Origin of the sequence: Streptomyces taklimakanensis (assembly GCF_009709575.1) — a bacterium.
Lineage (GTDB): Bacteria > Actinomycetota > Actinomycetes > Streptomycetales > Streptomycetaceae > Streptomyces > Streptomyces taklimakanensis.
In genome coordinates, this window is sequence record NZ_WIXO01000001.1 from 1296779 (window position 1) to 1318245 (window position 21467).

The 21467-nt window shown below is 74.2% G+C and carries 17 protein-coding genes; 4 read left to right on the forward strand and 13 right to left on the reverse strand.

All coding sequences use genetic code 11. The annotated features are described in order from the left end of the window. Positions 1 to 23: 23 nt before the first annotated feature. The 10 genes from F0L17_RS05745 to rsmH form a co-directional block, all read right to left on the reverse strand. The gene (locus tag F0L17_RS05745; RefSeq protein WP_162465853.1) at positions 24 to 890 is read right to left on the reverse strand and encodes a cell division protein FtsQ/DivIB; all 867 of its coding nucleotides are present in this window, start codon (positions 888 to 890) and stop codon (positions 24 to 26) included. Between the two features lie 57 nt (positions 891 to 947). Continuing rightward, a complete protein-coding gene (gene murG, locus F0L17_RS05750) occupies positions 948 to 2042 on the reverse strand; it encodes an undecaprenyldiphospho-muramoylpentapeptide beta-N-acetylglucosaminyltransferase (RefSeq protein ID WP_162465854.1) in 1095 nt (364 codons plus the stop codon). A 6-nt stretch (positions 2043 to 2048) separates the two neighbouring features. After that, positions 2049 to 3296, reverse strand: coding sequence for a putative lipid II flippase FtsW (ftsW, locus tag F0L17_RS05755; RefSeq protein ID WP_338017968.1), 1248 nt, complete (start codon positions 3294 to 3296; stop codon positions 2049 to 2051). Positions 3297 to 3795: 499 nt separating this feature from the next. Next, on the reverse strand, positions 3796 to 5343 hold the full coding sequence (murD, locus tag F0L17_RS05760; RefSeq protein ID WP_155070224.1) for a UDP-N-acetylmuramoyl-L-alanine--D-glutamate ligase: 1548 nt from the start codon (positions 5341 to 5343) through the stop codon (positions 3796 to 3798). Next, positions 5340 to 6398: a phospho-N-acetylmuramoyl-pentapeptide-transferase gene (gene mraY, locus F0L17_RS05765; RefSeq protein ID WP_155073210.1), complete on the reverse strand. Its 1059-nt coding sequence runs from the start codon at positions 6396 to 6398 to the stop codon at positions 5340 to 5342. The genes murD and mraY overlap by 4 nt, the downstream gene beginning before the upstream one ends. Then, complete coding sequence (locus tag F0L17_RS05770; RefSeq protein WP_155070225.1) at positions 6398 to 7801, reverse strand: UDP-N-acetylmuramoyl-tripeptide--D-alanyl-D-alanine ligase; 1404 nt, start codon at positions 7799 to 7801, stop codon at positions 6398 to 6400. The genes mraY and F0L17_RS05770 overlap by 1 nt, the downstream gene beginning before the upstream one ends. After that, a complete protein-coding gene (locus F0L17_RS05775) occupies positions 7798 to 9522 on the reverse strand; it encodes a UDP-N-acetylmuramoyl-L-alanyl-D-glutamate--2,6-diaminopimelate ligase (RefSeq protein WP_420802386.1) in 1725 nt (574 codons plus the stop codon). Before F0L17_RS05775 ends, F0L17_RS05770 begins: the two co-directional genes overlap by 4 nt. Before the next feature lie 27 nt (positions 9523 to 9549). Then, positions 9550 to 11556, reverse strand: coding sequence for a peptidoglycan D,D-transpeptidase FtsI family protein (locus F0L17_RS05780; RefSeq protein WP_162465855.1), 2007 nt, complete (start codon positions 11554 to 11556; stop codon positions 9550 to 9552). After that, positions 11553 to 11897 carry a cell division protein FtsL gene (gene ftsL / locus F0L17_RS05785; RefSeq protein ID WP_338017970.1) on the reverse strand — a complete coding sequence of 115 codons (345 nt, stop codon included), beginning with the start codon at positions 11895 to 11897 and terminating at the stop codon, positions 11553 to 11555. Before ftsL ends, F0L17_RS05780 begins: the two co-directional genes overlap by 4 nt. A gap of 80 nt (positions 11898 to 11977) precedes the next feature. Next, positions 11978 to 12934 carry a 16S rRNA (cytosine(1402)-N(4))-methyltransferase RsmH gene (gene rsmH / locus F0L17_RS05790; RefSeq protein WP_162465856.1) on the reverse strand — a complete coding sequence of 319 codons (957 nt, stop codon included), beginning with the start codon at positions 12932 to 12934 and terminating at the stop codon, positions 11978 to 11980. A gap of 467 nt (positions 12935 to 13401) precedes the next feature. On the opposite strand from rsmH, the gene F0L17_RS05795 reads away from it, so the two are divergent. From F0L17_RS05795 to F0L17_RS05810, 4 genes are all read left to right on the forward strand, one after another. After that, positions 13402 to 13932, forward strand: coding sequence for a beta-class carbonic anhydrase (locus tag F0L17_RS05795; protein WP_155070226.1), 531 nt, complete (start codon positions 13402 to 13404; stop codon positions 13930 to 13932). 140 nt (positions 13933 to 14072) lie between these two features. Next, positions 14073 to 15098: an AAA family ATPase gene (locus tag F0L17_RS05800; RefSeq protein ID WP_162465857.1), complete on the forward strand. Its 1026-nt coding sequence runs from the start codon at positions 14073 to 14075 to the stop codon at positions 15096 to 15098. Continuing rightward, positions 15098 to 16417 carry a DUF58 domain-containing protein gene (locus F0L17_RS05805; RefSeq protein WP_155070227.1) on the forward strand — a complete coding sequence of 440 codons (1320 nt, stop codon included), beginning with the start codon at positions 15098 to 15100 and terminating at the stop codon, positions 16415 to 16417. The genes F0L17_RS05800 and F0L17_RS05805 overlap by 1 nt, the downstream gene beginning before the upstream one ends. Next, entirely contained in the window at positions 16417 to 18939 is a 2523-nt protein-coding gene (locus F0L17_RS05810; RefSeq protein ID WP_155070228.1) for a transglutaminase TgpA family protein, read from the forward strand. Before F0L17_RS05805 ends, F0L17_RS05810 begins: the two co-directional genes overlap by 1 nt. Positions 18940 to 19288: 349 nt before the next feature. On the opposite strand, the gene F0L17_RS05815 is transcribed toward F0L17_RS05810, so the two are convergent. From F0L17_RS05815 to F0L17_RS05825, 3 genes are all read right to left on the reverse strand, one after another. After that, positions 19289 to 19699: a DUF3040 domain-containing protein gene (locus tag F0L17_RS05815; RefSeq protein ID WP_162465858.1), complete on the reverse strand. Its 411-nt coding sequence runs from the start codon at positions 19697 to 19699 to the stop codon at positions 19289 to 19291. Between the two features lie 256 nt (positions 19700 to 19955). Next, on the reverse strand, positions 19956 to 20705 hold the full coding sequence (locus F0L17_RS05820) for a methyltransferase (protein WP_155070229.1): 750 nt from the start codon (positions 20703 to 20705) through the stop codon (positions 19956 to 19958). A gap of 192 nt (positions 20706 to 20897) precedes the next feature. Beyond that, positions 20898 to 21413 (reverse strand): SAV_6107 family HEPN domain-containing protein, encoded by a 516-nt coding sequence (locus F0L17_RS05825; protein WP_155070230.1) that lies wholly within the window; start codon positions 21411 to 21413, stop codon positions 20898 to 20900. Positions 21414 to 21467 lie beyond the last annotated feature (54 nt).

Consider the following 21467-nt stretch of genomic DNA (forward strand, 5'->3'; position numbering starts at 1 on the left):
GTGCTGGCCTGCACATACGTACGTCAACTCCCCGACGCCGCCGGGGCGGTGGGGACGCTCACGTCGAACCTCCGGGCGTCCTCGGCGGCCTTCATCAGCAAGGAGAGCGAACGCGCCTTGGCCGCGCTCTTCTCCGAACTTCCCCACACCACCGTGCGTCCGCCCGCCATCTCCAGGGTGATGGAGTCGTGGGAACGGACCCGAATGGCGCGCGTGTCGCGGCGCACCGCGTCGGAAAGGGCCGCGGCCACCTTCACCGCCTCCTCGCGCATCCGCTCCTCGCCGAAGCGGTGCCGGCTCGGGGAGTCGTCGAGCTCCAGGGCGAGCACGGGGACCCCGTCGGGTCGTTCGGCGACCGTGCCGAACCGCACCCCCTCGTCGTCCACCTCCACATACGTCCGCTCCCTCGCGCCGTCCTCATCGCTCCCGCCTTCCCCGTTCGGCGCGTTCTGCACCATGACGGCGACGGGTTTCCGTTCGGTGACCGCCACCTCGACGCCGTGCGGCCAGGAACGCGTGACGTCCACGGAGTCGATCCGGGACAGCCCGTCCAGCAGCCGCCGCTCCACGGCCTCCGGATCGACGGAGACGAGCGGTTCGCCCACGGGGACCTCGGCGGCCCGCAGGACCTCCCGCTCGGTCAGGACCCGTTCGCCCTCGGCCGTGACCTCCTCCACCCGCAGCCAGGCGGAGCCGTAGAGCACCCACAGGGCGAAGCCGCCCAGCAGCAGGGCCGGGGCGAGCGCGAGGACGAGCGGCAGGCGGCGGGCCCGGAGGTGCGGCCGTCCGGGCCCGCCGGGGCGCGGCCGCGGGGCGGCCGGAGGCGGAGCGGAGTCCGCCTCCGGCCGCCGCCGGGCACCGTCGCGTTCGGCGCCCGTCCGTCCGACCACGTTCCCTGCCCCTTCCGCCTGCCGCTCCTTCGGCCCCGGGAACCCCGGGGCCGCACATCAGTCCTGACGGCGTGCCGCGATCGCCTCGTGCACCATGCCGACCAGCAGCTCGTCGGCGTCACGGCGGCCGAACTCGGCGGCGGCGCGGGACATCGCCAGCAGCCGGTGCGGATCGGTGAGCACCGGCAGGACGTGGTTCTGGATCCACTCCGGCGACAGCTCGGCGTCGTCGACCAGCAGCCCGCCGCCCGCCTTGACCACCGGCTGGGCGTTCAGCCGCTGTTCGCCGTTGCCGATCGGCAGCGGGACGTAGGCGGCCGGCAGCCCGACGGCGGACAGCTCGGCGACCGTCATCGCGCCCGCGCGGCAGAGCATCATGTCGGCCGCGGCATAGGCCAGGTCCATCCGGTCCAGGTAGGCCACCGGGACGTAGGGCGGCATGCCGGGCATGTTGTCCACCTGCGGCAGCTCGTTCTTCGGGCCGACCGCGTGCAGGATCTGGATCCCGGAGCGCTGGAGGGCCGGGGCGATGGCCTGGACGACCTCGTTCAGCCGCCGCGCGCCCTGGGAGCCGCCGGTGACCAGCAGGGTGGGCAGGTTGGCGTCCAGCCCGAAGGCCGCGCGGGCCTCGGCGCGCGCCGCCGCCCGGTCCAGGGTGGCGATGGAGCGGCGCAGCGGGATGCCCACGTAGCGGGCGTTGCGCAGCTTGCTGTCCGGAGTGGAGACGGCGACGAAGCGGGTGTAACGGGAGCCGATCTTGTTGGCCAGGCCGGGCCGGGCGTTGGCCTCGTGGACCACGATCGGCACCCCGAGCCGCTTGGCGGCCAGATAGCCGGGCAGCGCCACGTAGCCGCCGAAGCCGACCACGCAGTCGGCCTTGGTCCGCTCCAGGACCTGCTCTGCCGCCTTGATGGTGCCGCGCAGCCGCCCCGGCACGGTGATCAGCTCCGGGGTGGGTTTGCGCGGCAGCGGCACGGCCGGAATCAGCGCCAGCTCGTAGCCGCGTTCCGGGACGAGCCGGGTCTCGAGCCCCCGCTCCGTGCCGAGTGCCGTGATCCCCACGGTCCGGTCCTGCCTGCGCAGGGCGTCCGCGAGGGCGAGCGCGGGCTCGATGTGGCCGGCGGTCCCCCCACCGGCGAGTACGACATGCACCGAATTTCACCGCTCTCCGGACGGGCGCCGTACGGCGCTCCGTCTCATCGTCTTCCGTCTCACCCCAGCCAGCTTCTTTCTCACAGCAGGCTGCCGCATGGCCAGTGCCGCCTTCGCGGCGGGTTCCGATCTCGCGAACGAGATCAGCAGCCCGACGGCGAACATCGTCGGCAACAGGGCGGAACCCCCGTAGGAGAACAGCGGGAGGGGGACGCCGGCGATCGGCAACAGCCCGAGCACCGCACCGATGTTGACCACGGCCTGGGCCGTGATCCAGGTGGTCACGCCTCCCGCGGCGTACCTGACGAAGGGGTCCTCCGTGCGTCCGGCCACGCGGATACCCGCATAGCCTAGAGCCGCGAAAAGGGCGAGCACCGACAGCGTCCCCGTCAGGCCGAGTTCCTCCCCGGTCACGGCGAAGATGAAGTCGGTGTGCGGTTCGGGTAGTTGCCCCCATTTCTCCACACTGGCTCCCAGCCCCCAGCCGAACCACCCACCGGAGGCCAGGGCGTAGATGCCGTGCACCGCCTGCCAGCACTGGTCGTTCGGGCCGGGATCGGTGGCGCCCAGACAGGCGAACCGGGCCATCCGGTTGCCGCTGGTCGCGATGAGGAGGGTCCCGAGGGTCCCGGCGACGGCGAGCACTCCGGCGAAGAGCCGCAGGGGCGCGCCGGCCAGCCACAGCAGCCCGACCAGGATCGCGGCGACGATGATCGCCGTTCCCATGTCCCGGCCCAGCATGATCAGACCGAGGAGCAGGAACGCCACCGGGACGAGCGGCACCAGCAGGTGCTTCCACTGGACGAGCATGCGCCTGTCGCCCTTGCGGGCCAGCAGGTCGGCGCCCCACAGCACCAGGGCCAACTTGGCGAGCTCGCTGGGCTGGAACTGGAAGGAACCGCCGAGCCGGATCCAGTTCTGGTTGCCGCCCACCTCGTGCCCGACCCCGGGCACCTGGACCAGGCAGAGCAGGAAGACGGAGGCGGCCAGCAACGGATAGGCCAGTCCGCGCCGGAGGGCCGCGGGCATCCGGACCGCGGCGAACATCAGCACGCCGCCCAGCACGGCCGCCAGGAGCTGTTTGCGGAAGAAGTAGGCGGAGGGCAGGCCGGAGCGCAGCGCCTCGATCTGGGAGGCGGAGAAGACCATCACCAGTCCCAGAGCGGTGAGCATCAGGCTGCCGCCGAGGATCAGGTAGTAGGCGGTCAGCGGCCGGTCCCAGGCCCGTCGCGCCCGCAGGTACAGCCCGCGCACGGCCCGTACCGCGCGGCGCGGCCCGCGGGGGCCGCCCCCGGCACGCTGGGGGCTCGGGGAGCGCGGGGGGCGCGGCGGACGTTGCGCGGGAGCGCGGGACGGAGTCCGCGCGGCGCCCCGCGCCCCGCCGGGTGTGGCCGGACGCGGGGAACGCCGGTCGTTCGAGCCCGCCGCGCGCGTCCCCTGACGGGGGCTCCGCCCGGAGCTCCGCCCCGGTTCCGGCCGCGGCCCCGGGGAGGAGCGCCACGTCTCGCGCAGGGCGGGAGCCGGCGGGGAGGGGGCGCCCGCGACCGCGACCGACGGCCCGACGGCCGCGAGGGCCCCGGCGGCGGTCGCCACCACACGGCGCGCGCGGGCCGCCACGCGCGCCATGCCTCCGCGCGCGCCAAGGGCCCGCGCGGAGGCGACCGGTGCCACCGGGGGTGGCACGGGGCGCTCGGTCGTCATCGTCCCCTCCTGTCTCCCCGTGCCGTCCGGTTCTCGGCACGGGGACGGCGGGCTATCGCTCCCGGGCCGCGGACCGACCGGCGGTCAGTTCGCGCACCGCGGCGGCGAAGGCCTCGCCGCGCGCGTGGTAGTTGGTGAACATGTCCATCGAGGCACAGGCCGGGGCCATCAGGACGGTGTCCCCGGGGCGGGCCAGCCGGGCCGCCTCGCGCACCGCCGCCGTCATCGCCCCAGTGTCGGTCCGGTCGAGGTCGACGACCGGAACATCCGGGGCGTGTCGCGCCAGTGCCTCACCGATCAGGGCCCGGTCCGCGCCGATCAGGACGGCGGCGCGCAGCCGCTTCGCCGCCTTCGCCACCAACTCGTCGAAGGTGGCCCCCTTGGCCAGGCCGCCCGCGATCCACACCACCGGATCGTAGGCGCCCAGGGACGCCTCGGCGGCGTGGGTGTTCGTCGCCTTGGAGTCGTCGACGTAGCGTACGCCGGCCACGTCGGCGACGTGCTCGATGCGGTGCGGATCGGGCCGGAAGGCGCGCAGGCCGGCGCGGACCGCCCCCGGTTTCACACCGAAGGCGCGGGCCAGGGCGGCGGCGGCCAGGGCGTTGGCGATGTTGTGCGGGGCGGGCGGGTCCACGTCCGCCACCTCGGCCAACTCCTGCGCCCGCCGCTGCCTGTACCGCGCCAGTTCCGCCTGGCTCCTCCGCCCGCCGGGCGAGTGCGCGGGCACCGTGGCGCTCCGCGACCCGGCTGCCTCGTGTGTCGCCTCGTGTGTGTCGTCAGGCGATACGAACGCCCGGTCCACCAGGAGGCCGTCCACCACCCCGAGTTCGGACGGGCCGGGGCTGCCGAGGGTGAAGCCGATCGCCCGGCACCCCTCCACCACGTCGGCCCGGCGCACCAGTTCCTCGGTGCGCGGGTCGGCGGTGTTGTAGACGCAGGCGACCTCGTTGCCCTCGTAGATCCGGCCCTTGTCGGCCGCGTACGCCTCCATCGAGCCGTGCCAGTCCAGGTGGTCGGGGGCCAGGTTGAGCACGGCGGCCGAGTGGGGTCGGATCGAGGGGGCCCAGTGGAGCTGGTAGCTGGAGAGTTCCACGGCGAGCACGTCGTACGGCTCGTCGGCCAGGACCGCGTCCAGCAGCGAGACGCCGATGTTGCCGACGGCGGCGGTGCGCAGCCCGGCGGCTTCGAGGATGGAGGCCAGCATCCGCACGGTGGTGGTCTTGCCGTTGGTGCCGGTGACCGCCAGCCAGGGCGCGGGGTCGGGGCCGCGCAGCCGCCAGGCCAGCTCCACGTCGCCCCACACCGGCACCCCGGCCGCGGCGGCCGCCGCGAAGAGCGGCTTGTCCGGCCGCCAGCCGGGCGCGGTGACGACCAGTGAGGTGCCCTCGGGCAGGGTGTCGCCGTCGCCGAGGCGGACCGCGACGCCCAGGGCCTCCAGGTCGGTCGCCTGCCGCCGCGCGCTCTCGTCGTCGCCGTCGTTGACGACCGTCACCTCGGCGCCCAGCGCCCGCAGCACGCGGGCCGCGGGCATCCCGGAGACGCCGAGGCCGGCGACGGTGACGTGCCGACCGGCGATCTCGCCGGTGGGGTCCTGGATCATTTGCCGGCCGCCCACCCTGCGTAGAAGAGTCCGATACCGACGATGGTGCACATGCCCTGGATGATCCAGAAACGGACCACCACCAACACCTCGCTCCAGCCCTTGAGTTCGAAGTGGTGCTGGAGCGGCGCCATCCGGAACACCCGCTTGCCCGTCAGCCGGAAGGACCCGACCTGGATGACCACGGACATGGTGATGAGGACGAACAGTCCGCCGAGCAGGGCGAGCAGCAGCTCGGTGCGGGAGACGATGGCCAGACCGGCCAGCGCGCCGCCCAGGGCCAGCGAACCGGTGTCGCCCATGAAGATCTTGGCGGGCGAGGTGTTCCACCACAGGAAGCCGAAGCAGGCGCCCATCAACGCGGAGGCGACGACCGCGAGGTCGAGGGGATCGCGTACCTCGAAGCAGCTCGGACTGCCGGTCAGCGCGCAGGAGTCCTGGTGCTGCCAGACGCCGATGAAGGTGTAGGCGCCGAAGACCATCACCGAGGCGCCGGTGGCCAGGCCGTCCAGACCGTCGGTGAGGTTCACGCCGTTGGACATCGCCAGGATCATGAACAGCGCCCAGACGACGAAGAGCACCGGCCCGATCGACCAGCCGAAGTCCTGGATGAAGGAGAGCTTGGTGGACGCCGGGGTCTGGCCGCGGGAGTCGGCGAAGTTCAGCGACAGGACCGCGAAGGCGATGCCGACGATGAGCTGGCCGAGCATCTTGGCCTTGGCGCGCAGGCCCAGGCTGCGCTGCTTGACGATCTTGATGTAGTCGTCGAGGAAGCCGACCAGGCCCATGCCGGCCATCAGGAAGAGCACCAGCACGCCGGAGAACGACGGCGGTTCGCCGGTGATGACCTTGGTGAGCGCGTAGGCGATCAGCGTCGCCAGGATGAAGGCGATGCCGCCCATGGTGGGGGTGCCGCGCTTGCTGTGGTGGTCCCGCGGGCCGTCGTCGCGGATGTACTGCCCGTACCCCTTGCGGGCCAGCAGCTTGATCAGCAGGGGCGTGCCGATCAGGGTCAGGAAGAGCCCGATGACCCCGGAGAAGAGGATCTGCCTCATCATCGGCCGGCGACCTCGCCCTCGACCAGCGCGAGCGCCACCTTCTCCAGGCCGGCCGACCTGGAGGCCTTCACCAGTACCACATCCCCCGGCCGCAGATCGTCGCGCAACAGGTCGATTGCCGCCTGAGCGTCGGACACGTGCACCGACTCCTCACCCCACGAACCCTCGTTCTTGGCGCCCATGTCGATCCAGCGGGCCTCCCGGCCGCCGACCGCCACGAGCTTGCTGACGTTGAGCCGGACGGCCATCCGTCCGACCGCGTCGTGCTCGGCGAGCGACTCCTCGCCGAGCTCGGCCATCTCGCCGAGCACCGCCCACGTGCGACGCCCCTTGCCCATGGCGGCGAGCGCGCGGAGCGCAGCCCGCATGGATTCGGGGTTCGCGTTGTAGGCGTCGTTGACGACGGTCACGCCGTCCGAGCGCTCGGTGACCTCCATCCGCCAGCGGGAGAGCGTGCCGGCCTCGGAGAGCGCTGTGGCGATCCCGTCGACGGGCATGCCCAACTCGTGGGCTACGGCGGCCGCGGCGAGCGCGTTCGACACGTGGTGCTCACCGTACAGGCGCATCGTCACATCGCCGCACCCGGTGGGGGTGTGGAGGGTGAAGGCGGGCTGCCCCTTCGGGGTGAGTCGGACATTCTCGGCGCGGACGTCGGCGTCCTCGGACTCGCCGAAGAAGACGATGCGGGCGTCGGTGCGGGCGCGCATGGCGCGCACCAGGGGGTCGTCGGCGTTGAGGACGGCGATCCCGCCCTCCTCCGCCGGGGGCAGGGACTCCACCAGCTCGCCCTTGGCCTGGGCGATCTGCTCCCGTCCGCCGAACTCGCCGATGTGCGCCGAGCCGACGTTGAGGACCACGCCGACGCGCGGCGGGGTCAGGCCGGTGAGGTAACGGATGTGGCCGATGCCCCGGGCGCCCATCTCCAGCACCAGGTGACGGGTGCCCTCCTCGGCTCCGAGCGCGGTCAGCGGCAGACCGATCTCGTTGTTGAGCGAGCCGGGCGTCCACACGGTGGGGCCGTGCCGCCGCAGCAGTTGGGCGAGCAGGTCCTTGGTGCCGGTCTTGCCCGCCGAGCCGGTGAGGGCGACGACGGTGGCGCCCAACCGCCGTACGACGTGCCGGGCCAGGGCCCCCAGGGCGGTCTCCACGTCGTCCACGACGATCGCGGGGACCCCGACGGGGCGGGAGGCCAGCACGGCCACCGCGCCGTCGGTCACGGCCTTGCCCGCGAAGTCGTGGCCGTCCACGCGCGCGCCGGCGAACGCCACGAACAGCGCGCCGGGGACCACCTCGCGGGAGTCCTTGACCACGGGTCCGGTGACCGTCGCGCCCGGATCCGGTATGTCGTGGGGCCGGCCGGAGACGGCTTCCACGATCTCTGCGAGGGTCAGCGGGATCATGACGTGCTCTCCCCGGTGTCCCCGCTCCCCGCCGCGGCCCGCCGCTCGGTCGCCCGGCGGCGCTCGATGGCCTCGCGCAGCACCTCGCGGTCGTCGAAGGGGCGGATGACGCCGGCGATGTCCTGACCCACCTCGTGGCCCTTGCCGGCGACCAGCACGGTGTCCCCGGGCTCGGCGCGGGCGACGGCGGCATCGATCGCGGCGGCCCGGTCCTCCTCCAGCAGCACGGTGCCGCGCTCGTGGATCGGGACCTCGGCGGCCCCCGCGAGCATGGCGGCCAGAATGGCCAGGGGGTCCTCCGAGCGGGGGTTGTCGGAGGTCAGCACGGCGGTGTCGGCCAGTCGGGCCAGGGTGGCGCCCATGGCGGGACGCTTGTGCGGGTCGCGGTCGCCACCGCAGCCGAGCACCGCGTGCACCCGGCCGTCGGTGACCTTGCGCAGGGCCCTCAGCACGGAGTCGACGGCGTCGGGCTTGTGCGCGTAGTCCACGACCGCCAGGTAGGGCTGTCCGGCGTCCACGCGCTCCAGACGCCCGGGGACCCCCGGCACCGCGGCGACGCCCCGGGCGGCGGTCTCCAGGTCGATCCCGGCCACCACCAGGGCGGTGATGGCCGCGAGCGCGTTGGAGACGTTGAACGGTCCGGGCAGCGGGGCCGCGGCCCGCGCCGTCTCGCCGTCGGGGCCGACGACGGTGAAGGTGGAGCCGAGCGGACCGATCTCCACGTCCCGCGCCCGCCAGTGGGCGTCCGGATGTCCCTCGGCGGAGAAGGTGGTGACGGGGACCTCGCTGACGCCGTCCGCCAGCCGCTGCCCGTACTCGTCGTCGAGGTTGACCACGCCGGCACGGGAGCGGGCCGAGGTGAACAGCTGTGCCTTCGCCCGGAAGTAGTCCTCCATGTCCGGGTGGAAGTCCAGGTGCTCGGGGCTGAGGTTGTTGAAGACGGCGACGTCGAAGACGCAGCCGTCCACCCGGCCCAGCACCAGCGCGTGGCTGGAGACCTCCATGGCCACCGAGCGGACCCCGCGCTCGCGCATCACGGCGAACAGCGCCTGGAGCTCGGTGGCCTCGGGGGTGGTGCGCTCGGACTTGATCCGCTCGTCGCCGATGCGGGACTCGACCGTGCCGATCAGCCCGGCCGGTTCCCCCTCCTTCGCCGCCGCGCGCAGCCCGCCCTCGACGAGGTAGGCGGTGGTGGTCTTGCCGGAGGTGCCGGTGATGCCGATCTGCAGCAGGTCCCGACCGGGGTGGCCGTAGATGGCGGCGGCCAGCTCGCCCAGCCGGTCGCGCGGGTCGGGGACCGTCAGCACGGGCAGGCCGGTGGCCGCGGCCCGTTCGGTGCCCGTCGGGTCGGTGAGCACCGCGGCGGCGCCCAGCCGGGCGGCCTGGACGGCGAAGTCCGCGCCGTGGAAGCGGGCGCCGGGGCGGGCGACGTAGATGTCGCCGGGACGCACCGCGCGCGAGTCGTGGGTGATTCCGGTGACGGCCACGTCCCCTGGGGGGGCCGTGACGTCCAGCTGCCGGGCCAGCTCCGCCAGCGGAACGGGGACGACCCGCTCGGGACGGGGTGGGGCCGGAGGCAGGGAGGAGGTCTGATCAGCGTGTGGCACGGCGGTGAGCGTACCCGGCCGGTCCGTTCCGTCGCGAAGCGAGGGGCCGGACGTGCCGGAGGTTCCGCCGGTGGCGCCGGCGCGGTTCGAGGGGTCGTCGGTGATGGTTCTCACGGGTCGCTTTCCGTTCGGTGCCGGGGGTCAGTCCCCGGGGTCGAAGGTGACGGGCAGACGGGGTGGCTCGGATCCGGTGGGGGGGATCCGGAGCGCCTTGAGGGTGTACTTCATGACCTCCTGGTAGACCGGGCCGCACACCTCGCCGCCGTGGTACTCGCCCTTCTTCGGGTTCTGCACGGCGCAGTAGACGGTGACACGGGGCCGGTCGGCCGGGGCGAAGCCGGCGAAGGAAGCGGTGTAGCCGTTGTAGCGGCCGGTCTCGGGGTCCACCCGGTTGGCGGTGCCGGTCTTCCCCGTCACCCGGTAGCCGGGGATCCGCGCCACCGTGCCGGTCCCCGTGTCGTCGGCCACCACGGACTCCAACATGGCGGCCAGCGTCCGGGCGGTCTTCTCGCTGACGACACGGGTCCGCTTCGGCTTCGGCGCCGGGATCCAGGTCCCGTCGGCGGCGGTGGTGCCGCGCACCAGGGACGGCTCGACGCGCACGCCGCCGGCCGCGACGGTGGAGTACACCGACGCCGCCTGGACGGCGTTGACGGACAGGCCCTGTCCGAAGGGGATGGTGTACTGCTGGGAGGCGTTCCAGTCCTCGGGGTCGGCGAGGATGCCGGGGGTCTCGCCGGGGAAGTCCAGGCCCGTCTTCTGCCCCAGACCGAACTTCCGCAGGTAGGAGTGGAGCACCCGGTTGGTCTCCGCCTGGGTGTCGCCGAGCTGCTCGACGGCCAGGATCGTGCCGATGTTGCTGGACCTGGCCAGCACCCCGTTGAGGGTGAGGTACAGGGTGGGGTGGTCGTGGTCGTCCGCGAAGCTCCGGTCGGCCCGCGGCAGCCGGTTGGGCACCACCACGTGGGTGTGGGGGGTGGCGACGCCCTCCTCCAGCACCGCGGCCATGGACATCACCTTGCTGGTGGAGCCGGGTTCGAAGGCGTCCTGGAGCGCGGGGTTGCCCAGGGCCGAGGCACTGGCCCTGGACAGGTCGTTGGGGTCGAAGCCCGGGGCGGTGGCCAGGGCGAGGATCTCCCCGGTGCGCACGTCCTGGACGATCACGTAGCCGCCGTCGGCCTCGGAGTCGGCGACCTGCTCGTCCAGGGCCCGCTGGGCGGCCCACTGGATGTCGCGGTCCAAGGTCAGCTCCACGTCGGAGCCGGGCTTCGCGGGTTGCTCGTCCTCGCCCGCGGTCGGCACCTGACGTCCACCGGACTGGGCGTACGTGATCTTGCCGTCCTCCCCGGCCAGCACCTCGTCGTACATCGCCTCCAGGCCGCCGCGGCCCTCCCCCTCGGCGTTGACGAACCCGAGCACGCCGGCCGCGAGCCGCTCGTTGGGGTAGACCCGCTTGGCGTGCTCCTCGGAGTACACCCCGGACAGCACGTGGATCCCGTCGCCCGTGTGCTCCCTGGCCAGTGCCCGCTTGAGGTCGGTGATCTGCCGCCAGACCTGCGGGGAACGCTGTCGGGCCAGGAGGACGTAGCGGGTCCCCTCCCGGGAGAGCCGCTCGACGAGGGTCTCCTCGTCCACGTCGAGGATCGGGGACAGCAGCTCGGCCGCCTGGGCGGGGGCGTCGGCGACCTCGGTCTGTTCGGGCGTGAACAGGTAGGGGTCGGCGGTGATGTCGTAGGCGTCCACCGTGGTGGCCAGCGGTACGCCGTCGCGGTCGGTGACGGTGCCGCGTTCGGCGGCGAGCGGGACGGTGATGTAGCGGTTGACGTCGGCCTTGTCCGCGTAGACGCTCGCGTCCACGGCCTGCACCTGGAGCAGCCGCACCGTGAAGGTCAGCATCACCAGGGTCAGCACGACGCCGAACAGCCTCAGCCGGGGTCGGTGGCCGACCAGCCGGATCGTCCCCGGCGGCCTGGGCCGGGAGGTCGTTCGGGCGGGACGGGCCGGACGGGTGCCCCCGCCGGCGCGGGCCGCGGCGCCACCGGTTCCCCTTCCGCTTCCACCAGTCCCCCGGGAACCGCCGGCTCCCCGGGGGCCCCCGGCTCCCCCGACCGGACGCCGGTCGGGTGTGCGGCGCGGGCGTTCGCTCACGGGCCCTCCTCTCCTGCCTCGATCTCGGGGGCGGGCTCGGGAACGCCGCGGACGGTGCCGTCCGGGAGGATGAACACCGGGTTCCCGCCCGGCACCATGCCCAACTCGCGGGCCCGTTCGCTCAGTGGTCCGGGCGCCGAGTGGGAGTCCAGCTCCTGCTGGAGCGCCTGCTCCTCCTCGGCCAGCTCCTCGGCCTGCTTCTCCAGCTCGTCCAGTTCGAAGGAGCCCTGGTTGACGGCCGCGTTGAGCAGCAGCAGGGCCAGCAGTCCGGAACCGAGCAACAGGACCACCAGCAGCACGAAGGGGGTGCGGGCGGGCGCGGAGGGCCCGCCGGCGGGCACCAGCCTCGCCAGTCGGGTCAGCCTCTGCTGCGGGGTCGGGGGCCGGTCCCGCCGGTCCCGCCGGTTCCTCGGTGTGTCCTTCAGGGCTCCTCCCGGATGCGCTCGGCGCCGCGCAGGCGGGCGGGCGCGGCGCGGCGGTTCTCGGCGACCTCCTCCTCCGTGGGGAGTTCGGCGCCCCGGGTGAGCAACCTCAGCCGGGGCTGGTAGCGCTCGGGCACCACCGGCAGGCCGGGGGGCGCGGTGTTCGCGGCCCCCGCGGCCAGCACCCGCTTGACCAGGCGGTCCTCCAGCGAGTGGTAGGACAGCACGGCGATCCGGCCGCCCACCGCCAGTGCGGCCACGGCCGCCGGCAGCGCCCGTTCCAGTACGGCCAATTCGCCGTTGACCTCGATGCGCAGTGCCTGGAAGGTCCGCTTGGCGGGGTTGCCCCCGGTGCGCTTGGCGGCCTGCGGCAGCGCGTCGCGGATCAGCTCCACCAGGCGGGCGCTGGTGGTGAAGGGCTCCTTCTCCCGCTCCCGCACGATCGCCTCGACGATCCGCTTCGCCTGCTTCTCCTCGCCGTAGGCGCGCAGGACGCGCACCAGCTCGCCCGGTGGGTAGGTGTTGAGCACCTCGGCGGCGCCGACGCCCTTCGTCTGGTCCATCCGCATGTCCAGCGGCGCGTCCCTGGCGTACGCGAAGCCGCGCTCGGCCTCGTCCAACTGCAGGGAGGAGACACCGAGGTCGAACAGGACGCCCTGGACGCGCGGCGTCCCGAGCCGGTCCAGCACCTCGGGCAGTTCGTCGTACACGGCGTGCGCCAGCGTGACCCTGTCGCCGAAGGGGGCCAGTCGCTCGCCGGCCAGCCGCAGGGCCTCCGGGTCGCGGTCCAGTCCGATCAGCCGCAGCCCGGGGAAGGCGGCCAGCATGGCCTCGCTGTGCCCGCCGAGCCCGAGGGTGCAGTCCACGACGACGGCGCCGGGCCCGTCCAGGGCGGGTGCGAGCAGATCCAGACAACGCCGGAGCATGACCGGGACGTGCCGCTCGTTGGTGCTCACTGGACTCTCTCCTCGAGCCGGCCCGTACGGCCGGGTCCCCGCCCGCTCGCCATGGGAAAGCGGCCGGTGGCGCCGGGGAAGGGACGCCCGTGGCCGGGAGCGGGAGGAGGCCGGACCGTACGCGGCCGTACGCGCGCCCGCGCACATGTGTCTGGAACGGGAAACGGGGAGCTCGGCGCGTGATCCCGGCTCCCGCTTCGCGTCACTTTAGTCCACTCGTCCCGCCGGTCAACCAACTGGTCAGGCGCGTCACGACCGCCGACCGGCCCGACGCGCCGGGTCCGCCGTCCGCCCCGGGCCCGTCCGCGGACCTCGCGGGCGGCCCCGTCCTCCGCCCCTCCCCTCCCGGGGGATTCGCCCGGACGGACCCCGCCCGACGTGTGGTGTGCCTCACAGCGGAGCGCGTTGACCGATTTCGCCCACCCCACGGCGAGCCGGACCGAGAAGAGGCGGTTACGGTCATAGGCATGCCATCGTCTTCTCCCGAGGGCCCGGTCACCGACCGCCTCATCGCAGCCAACCGACGTTACGCAGCGGAGTTCACCGACCCGGGCATGGACGCCCGGCCGGTGCTGAAGGTCGCCGTGGTCGCCTGCATGGACGCCCGTCTGGACCTGCACGCGGCTCTTGGCCTGGAACTGGGCGACTGCCACACCATCCGCAACGCCGGCGGTGTGGTCACCGACGACGTCATCCGCTCCCTGACCATCAGTCAGCGCGCCCTGGGCACCCGTTCGGTCGTGTTGATCCACCACACCGGATGCGGCCTGCTGAACCTGACCGAGGACTTCCGGCACGAGCTGGAACTGGAGGTCGGCCAGCGACCGTCGTGGGCCGTGGAGTCCTTCAAGGACGCGGACCAGGACGTGCGCCAGTCGATGGAGAGGGTGCGCACCTCCCCGTTCCTGCCGCACACCGACGACGTGCGGGGCTTCGTCTTCGACGTCACCACGGGTCTGCTGCGGGAGATCGACCCGGTCGGGGACGCGGGACGGTGACGCGGGAGCCGATCTGTGTGAAGAATGCGTGAGTGACGGCCCCTCCCCACGGGAACTCCGGGGGCGAGGTGCGGGTTGTTCTGGGTGGGCCGGTCGCCCGTGAGGGGGCCGGCCCATGGGATTGGGCCGAGGAGGGCCGGGTGACGACCTATGACGAGCGGGCGGACCTCAACGATCTGACCGCCACGGCGGACCGGGTGCGCCGGTCGGTGGAGAGCGTGATCGAGGGCAAGCCGGAGGTCGTGCGGCTCTCGTTGACGGTCCTGCTGGCCGGGGGGCACCTGCTGATCGAGGACGTGCCGGGCGTGGGCAAGACCATGCTCGCCAAGGCCCTGGCCAGATCGATCGACTGCTCGGTGCGCAGGATCCAGTTCACGCCCGACCTGCTGCCCTCCGACGTCACCGGGGTGAGCGTCTACGACCAGCAGCGGCACGAGTTCGACTTCAAGCCGGGCGCCATCTTCTCCCAGATCGTCATCGGGGACGAGATCAACCGCGCCTCGCCCAAGACGCAGTCGGCGCTGCTGGAGTCGATGGAGGAACGACAGGTCACCGTCGACGGGCACACCTACCCGCTGCCCGACCCGTTCATGGTGGTGGCCACGCAGAACCCGGTCGAGATGGAGGGCACCTACCCGCTGCCCGAGGCCCAGCGCGACCGCTTCATGGCACGGGTGTCGATCGGCTACCCGAGCCCGGAGGCCGAGCTGCGGATGCTCGACATGCACGGCGGGGTCTCCCCGCTGGACGACCTCCAGCCGGTCGCGCACGCGCACGACATCTCCAAACTGGTGGACGCGGTGCGCGGTGTGCACGTCTCCGAGCCGGTCCGCCGGTACGTGGTGGACCTGGTCGCGGGCACCCGCGAGCACCCCGAGCTGCGGCTGGGCGCCTCGCCCCGCACCACGTTGCACCTGCTGCGGGCGGCCAAGGCGACGGCGGCGCTGGCCGGCCGCGACTTCGTCCTGCCCGACGACGTCCAGTCGCTGGCCGTCCCGGTGCTGGCGCACCGGCTGCTGCCCACCGCCCAGGTCCGGATGGGCGGACGCACCTCGGAACAGATCGTCGTGGACATCGTCCGGCACGTCCCGGTGCCCGCCGCCAACCACCGGGAGGCGACCTCGCGTCCTCCCCTGTACGGCCGGCAGCCCCAGCGGGGGTACTGATGGCCGGCGGCCCCGGCGAGCCCGGGGAGTGGCGGGGTTCGCTGCGCGCGGCGCTGGGCGGCCTCACCACCCGCGGACGCTCCTTCCTCGCCGCCGGCGGGGCCGCGGTCGTCTGCGCCTACGTCCTGGGCCAGGCCGACCTGCTGCGGGTGGGGGTGCTGCTGACCGCGCTGCCCCTGGTGTGCGTGGGCGCCCTGCACCGCACCCGCCACCGGGTGGCGGCCTCCCGACGGCTCTCCCCCGCCTCGGTGCCCACGGGCACCGAGGCGGGGGTGCACCTGCTGGTGGAGAACGTCTCGCGGATGCCGACCGGTGTGCTGATGCTCCAGGACCGGGTCCCGTACGTGCTGGGCTCCCGTCCGCGTTTCGTGCTGGACCGGGTGGAGCCGGGCGGCCGGCGCCAGGTCTCCTACCGGGTCCGCTCGGACCTGCGCGGCCGCTATCCGCTGGGGCCGCTGCAACTCCGCCTGACCGATCCCTTCGGCCTGGTGGAGCTGACCCGGTCCTTCAGCTCGTACGACACCCTCACCGTCGTGCCGCGCACCGAGCCGCTGCCGGCGGTGCGCCTCGCCGGCGAGGCCGCCGGCTGGGACGAGGGCCGGCAGCGTTCCCTGGCGACGGCGGGCGACGACGACGTGATACCGCGCGGCTACCGGCACGGCGACGACCTGCGGCGGGTGCACTGGCGCTCCACCGCCCGGTACGGCGAGCTGATGGTGCGCCGCGAGGAACAGCCGCACCGCCCCCGCTGCACGGTGCTGCTGGACACCCGGCTGCGGGCCTGGGCCGGCTCCGGCCCGGGTTCGGCCTTCGAGTGGGCGGTCTCGGGCGCCGCCTCGGTCGTCGTCCACCTGCTGGAGCGCGGTTACTCGGTACGTCTGCTGACCACCACCGGCGCACCGCTGCCCGGCCCGGAGGGCACCGGTCCGGGAAGCTCCCCCTCGGAGACGGCCGGACTGCTCCTGGAGGCCCTGGCCGTGGTGGAGCGCTCCCGGGAGCCGGGGCTGTCCCGGGCGGTCGACGCGTTGGAGGGCGGCGACGGCGAGCACGGGGGCCTGCTGGTGGCGTTCCTCGGCCGGCTCGACGAGGAGGACGGGGCGCTGGTCCGCCGGATGCGGCACCGCGTCGGGGGCGCACTGGCCTTCGTCCCCCGCGTTCCGGGGGAACCGGCCGCCGGGGACGGTCCCCGGCGGACGCTGCGCGAGGCGGGGTGGACGGCACTGCCGTACGCGCCCGGCGACGCGCTGCCCGCCCTGTGGCGGCAGGCCGACCGGGCCGGCGGCCTCGCCCCGGGACGGACCGTGGGAGGTGAACGGTGATGGACGGGCGAGTCCGGTTGGCGCTCTGCGCCTGGGTCGCCACCCTGGCGGCGGCGGGATCGCTGCTGCCGCTGGTCGCCCCGTCGGTCTGGCTCCTCGAAGCCGCCCTGCTGCTGGGCGCGCAGACGTTGGTGGGCGTGGCGGTGCGGCGGGCCTCGGCGAGCCGCGCGGCGACGGTCGGGGCGCAGTCGTCGGTGACGCTGCTGCTGCTGACCTTCGTCTTCGTCCGCCGGGACGCGGTCTTCGGGATCCTGCCGGGGCCGGACGCGCTGGAGGCGTTCGGCACGCTGCTGGCGCAGGGCACCGCGGACGTCGGTCGGTTCGCGATCCCGGCCCCGGTCACCGACGGCATCCGGCTGCTGCTGGTCGGCGGGGTCGTGCTGATCGGCCTGTTGGTCGACGCCTCGGCGGTGACGTACCGCAGCGCGGCCCCGGCCGGGCTGCCGCTGCTGGCGCTGTACTCGGTGGCCGCCGGACTCTCCCCGGACGGCACCCGCTGGACGTGGTTCCTGTGCGCCGCGGCCGGCTACCTGCTGCTGCTCCTGGCGGAGGGACGGGACCGGCTCTCCCGGTGGGGGTGGTCCTTCGGTCCCTCCGGCGGCCCCGCGCGGCCCACCGCGCCGGGCGGTCCCGCCCCGACGCCGGCCCGGGGCGGGCGTCGGATCGGCGTGCTGGCCCTGGGCATCGCCCTGGTCGTACCGGCCGCGCTGCCGTCCCTGGGCGAGGGACTGTTGGACACCGCGCGCGGCGGGGGCGGCACGAGCGGGGACGGCGGCACCGTCTCGGCGGTCAATCCGCTGGTCGCCCTCCAGGACAGCCTGAACCAGCCGGACAACCGCACGGTGCTCACGTACGCCACGGACGCGGAGAGCACCGCGGACCTCTACCTGCGGATCGTGGCCCTCGACCGGTTCGACGGCACGTCCTGGCGCCCCTCGGAGCGGCGGATCACCGATCTGCCGCGGCCGCTGCCGCCGGTGTCCGGCCTGTCGCCGTCCGTCGAGACCGAGCGGATCACCACCTCGTTCCGGGCGGCCGGCTGGTACGCCCAGAACTGGCTGCCCATGCCGTACCCGGCCGCCGACGTCCGCATCGACGGCCGCTGGCGCTTCGAACCGGAGGGCCGTGCGCTGGTGGGCGACCGCGGGCAGACCACCCGTGGCGCGCGGTACGAGGTGGAGAGCCTCCAGGTGCGGCCGACCATCGAGCAGCTGACGGGGGCGCCCGACCCTCCCCGGCAGGTGCTGGACGAGTACACCCGGGTCCCGGACTCGCTGCCGGAGGTGGTGGCCCGGACGGCGCGGGAGGTCACCGTGAACGCCTCCGGCGCCTACGAGCAGGCCGTACGGCTCCAGGAGTGGTTCTCCGCCGACGGCGGTTTCCGCTACGACACCCGCGTGAAGGCGGGCAGCGGCAGCGCCGCCATCGCGCGCTTCCTGGAGCAGCGGGAGGGCTTCTGCGTCCACTTCGCCTTCTCGATGGCCGCGATGGCCCGCACCCTGGGCATCCCGGCCCGGGTGGCGGTGGGCTTCACCCCGGGCGTCTCCGACGGCGCCGACGGGATGGTGGTCGGCCTGCAGGACGCGCACGCCTGGCCCGAGCTGTACTTCGAGGGCGTGGGCTGGACGCGTTTCGAGCCCACCCCGAGCCGGGGCAGCGTCCCGGACTACACCCAGCCCGACCTGCCCGCCCCGGACCGGCCGTCCGTGCCCGAACCGCTGCCGACCGACGGGGGCACTCCGGAACCCGAGCCGTCACGGTCCGTCGAGTGCCTCGCCGGGCACGGTGAGGACTGCGACGGGGCCGCCGCCCCGGGCGGTGGCCCTTCCGGGGACGAGTCCCTGGCGCAACGGGTGCTGACGGCGGTGACGGGCGCACTGCCAGCGGTGCTGGCCGCCCTGGTGCTCCTGGCCCTGTTGGCGCTTCCCCTGCTGTGGCGCAGGACCGTGCGGGCCCGGCGGATGGGCGAGATGTCCGAGCCGCCGTCCCGGGGGAAGCCACCGGGCGCGGACGGGGCCGCCGCCGTGGGCGGCACCGTGCCCGAGGGCGCCCCCGGCGGCCCGTCCGGGGCCTCGGGAGGGCCGCCGGAGCAGGATGCCGGCCTCCGGACGCTCGCGGCCTGGCGGGAGATGACCGACTCCGCCTGGGACTACGGCGTCCTGCCGGAGGAGTCCGCGACCCCGCGGACGGCCGCCGCCCGGGTGGTGCGGCTGGGCGGTCTGGAGGGCGAGGCCGCAAAGGCCACGCACCGGCTGGCCACGGCCCTGGAGCACGCCCTGTACGCGGCCGAGGCCCGCCCCGCCCGGGGACTGGCCGAGGACGTGCGGCGGGTCCGGGCCGGGCTGCGGGCGGCGGCCGGGCGGCGCGAGCGGCTCCGGGCCCTGCTGTTGCCACGGTCGTCGGTGCGGATGCTGTGGTCCCTCTCCGCGCGCCGGGCGGCGTTGGCCGGGCGGTGGCACGGCCTCGCCGGGCGGGTGCGGCGGACGGTGGCGCGGTTCCGGCCGTCCCGGCAGCGGGCCTGAGGCCCGGGGCTCCGCCCTCCGCGGCTCGGGCGCGGGATCGGCGGCCGACGTCTGCCGGCTCGCGCCCGCCCGACCGGGGGCGAGGGGCGGACGGCGAGACGGGCGGGACGGGCAGGACGAGGGGGCCGGGAACCCGCCGGGTTCCCGTCCTGTGCCGGATCCGGTTCCGCTTCTCGCGGTGGCCGCCGCGGGGCCGGCCTCGGACGGGACCGGCCGGGCGGACGGGAGCGGGAGGTGCCCGGATTCACACCCGGTGGGTGGGGAAGATCGCGTGAATGGCGCTTCGAGGAGCGGGCCGCGCCGGTGGGCACCGGCACGGCGCTGCGGGGCGTACGGGGTGGGAGGACCGTTACTGTTGCTCGTCGCGGCGGCGCTGCCAGCGATCCTCGATGCGATTCATCATCGAACGCCGTGGACGCGCCTGCCTGCGGGGGTGGGACGGGGATCCGCCGTCGGGCCCTCCGCCGTCCTGGGACTGCTCACCGGGCTTGGGGGCCTTGCGCCAGCCGGTCACCGCGAGGACGGCGCAGCCGAGCATCACGAGGAAGCCCAACACGCTGACGACGACCATCTTCGCGACCATCCCGGCCATGAGGAGCGCGACGCCCACCAGAAAGCCCGCGACCGCCTGGTAGACCCGTCGCCGGGTGTACGTGCGCAGCTCGCTTCCCTCGAGCGCTGTCGCGAACTTGGGGTCTTCGGCGTACAGCGCTCGCTCCATCTGCTCGAGCATGCGCTGCTCGTGCTCAGAGAGCGGCACGGAGTCCTCCTACTCGTCGGTCGCGGGGGCGACCGGGTGCGACCCTTCAAGGATAGGCTGGGATTCGCCCCCGTGAAACCCGCCCCTCTACGCCAGTTGTGCCACCGGGACCGGGGTGCCGGATGGCGGTTTCGGGCTTCTCATTCCCCCGCCGCCGTGCCGTCATGCCGGACGGTGTGTTTCGATCATACGGCGGGTAGCGACCGTTCGGGTCTCCCGTGCCCACCCGCATCGCGACCGCAACGCGTGCCGGGACTCAGCGTGTACGCGCCAGTACGTGGAGCTGTGCCGCGACGGACCGGAAGTCGGGCAGTTCGGCCACCGCCTCCTCCAGGCGGGCCAGTGCCTCCGGGGCGCCCGGTTCGGTGTCCACCAGGGCACCGGGCACCAGGTCGGCGAAGACCCGTACGCCGTGCACCGCGCCGGCCTCCAGGCCGCTGGCGGCGACCAGGTCGGCGAGCCGCTCGGGGGTGAAGCGCCGGGGCACCGGGTCGCCGTCGCCCCACCGGCCGTCGGGGTCGGTGAGCGCCCGGTGGGCCTCGGTGAAGTGGCCCGCGAGGGCACGGGCGAGCACCGCGCCGCCCAGGCCGGCGGCGAGCACGCTCAGGGTGCCGCCCTCGGGCCGCAGTGCGGCGGCGGCGTTGCGCAGGCCCTCGGCCGGATCGTCGACGTACTCCAGGACCCCGTGGCAGAGCACCACGTCGTAGCCGCCGCGTTCGGCCACGTCGAACAGACCGTGCGCGTCGCCCTGCACACCGCGCACCCGGTCGGCCACCCCCTCCTCGGCCGCGCGCCGCTCCAACGCGAACAGTGCGTCGGGGCTCGGGTCCACCACGGTGACCCGGTGGCCGAGCCTGGCGACGGGCACGGCGAAGTTGCCGGTGCCGCCCCCGGTGTCCAGAACCTCCAGCGACTCCCGTCCGGCGGTCTCGGCCCGTTCCTCGAGCGCTTCCCTCAGGACCTCCCAGACCACGGCGGTGCGGACGTGCGTGTGGGGGCGGGACATGGCGGACGCTCCTCGGCGGCTCGGACGTGGCTGCCCCAAGCCTATTGCGTCGCCGAGCACACGACCGCCCGCCCCGCGCCAGGCACGCCGCCGGGCACGTGACCCGTCGCGGGCGGACCGCGGCGACGGACCCGGCGGGCTCCCACCGGCGGGCGCGGACCCGCGAGTCCGTGCTCGGCGCTCGCCCCCTGCTCAGCCCGCGCGCAACCCGGGCTCGGCCCCGTCGCCCCGGCCCGCCCGCGCCCGCGGCTCCTCCGCGGCGACCCCGGGGTGCGGCAGGACGGGCTGCCGCACCAGCATCTGTTCGACGATCCGCAGGAACATGCCGGCGTCGCGCATCAGGTCGTCGGCGTCGCGCGCACCGGCCGCCCCCTCGATGCCCGCCTCGGCACGGGCCCGCTTCGGCGCCCCGGCCGCGAACAGCCTGCTCCACTCGTCCAGTTCGGGAGCCACCTCGGGGAGGACCTCCCAGGCGCTGCGTATGCGTTTTCTGGCGCGTGCGGTGGATTCGGGGCGGCCGCGCACCGCCAGCACCGCGGCGGCGGTGCGCAGGGCGGCGAGGTGCGCGGTGGCGTAGCGGTCGTTGGGATGCTCCAGCTCCGCCGCCTCGTCCAGACCGTGCCGCGCCTGCGCGAGCAGGTCGAGCGCGGCCGGCGGGGCCGACGCCCGACGCAGCACGGGGTGGACGTCCTTCGCGGGCCCGTTCATCTGCGAACCTCCTGTCGCCGTCTGACTGTGCCGTTCGCGTCTGCTTGGTCACGC

What these genes read in the sequence shown, in the direction of transcription:
- mraY (WP_155073210.1), bottom strand. Translation starts at nt 6,398, where the DNA reads ATGAGGCAGATCCTCTTCTCCGGGGTCATCGGGCTCTTCCTGACCCTG.
- F0L17_RS05770 (WP_155070225.1), bottom strand. Translation starts at nt 7,801, where the DNA reads ATGATCCCGCTGACCCTCGCAGAGATCGTGGAAGCCGTCTCCGGCCGG.
- F0L17_RS05810 (WP_155070228.1), top strand. Translation starts at nt 16,417, where the DNA reads ATGGACGGGCGAGTCCGGTTGGCGCTCTGCGCCTGGGTCGCCACCCTG.
- F0L17_RS05825 (WP_155070230.1), bottom strand. Translation starts at nt 21,413, where the DNA reads ATGAACGGGCCCGCGAAGGACGTCCACCCCGTGCTGCGTCGGGCGTCG.
- F0L17_RS05820 (WP_155070229.1), bottom strand. Translation starts at nt 20,705, where the DNA reads ATGTCCCGCCCCCACACGCACGTCCGCACCGCCGTGGTCTGGGAGGTC.
- murD (WP_155070224.1), bottom strand. Translation starts at nt 5,343, where the DNA reads ATGATCCAGGACCCCACCGGCGAGATCGCCGGTCGGCACGTCACCGTC.
- F0L17_RS05805 (WP_155070227.1), top strand. Translation starts at nt 15,098, where the DNA reads ATGGCCGGCGGCCCCGGCGAGCCCGGGGAGTGGCGGGGTTCGCTGCGC.
- F0L17_RS05795 (WP_155070226.1), top strand. Translation starts at nt 13,402, where the DNA reads ATGCCATCGTCTTCTCCCGAGGGCCCGGTCACCGACCGCCTCATCGCA.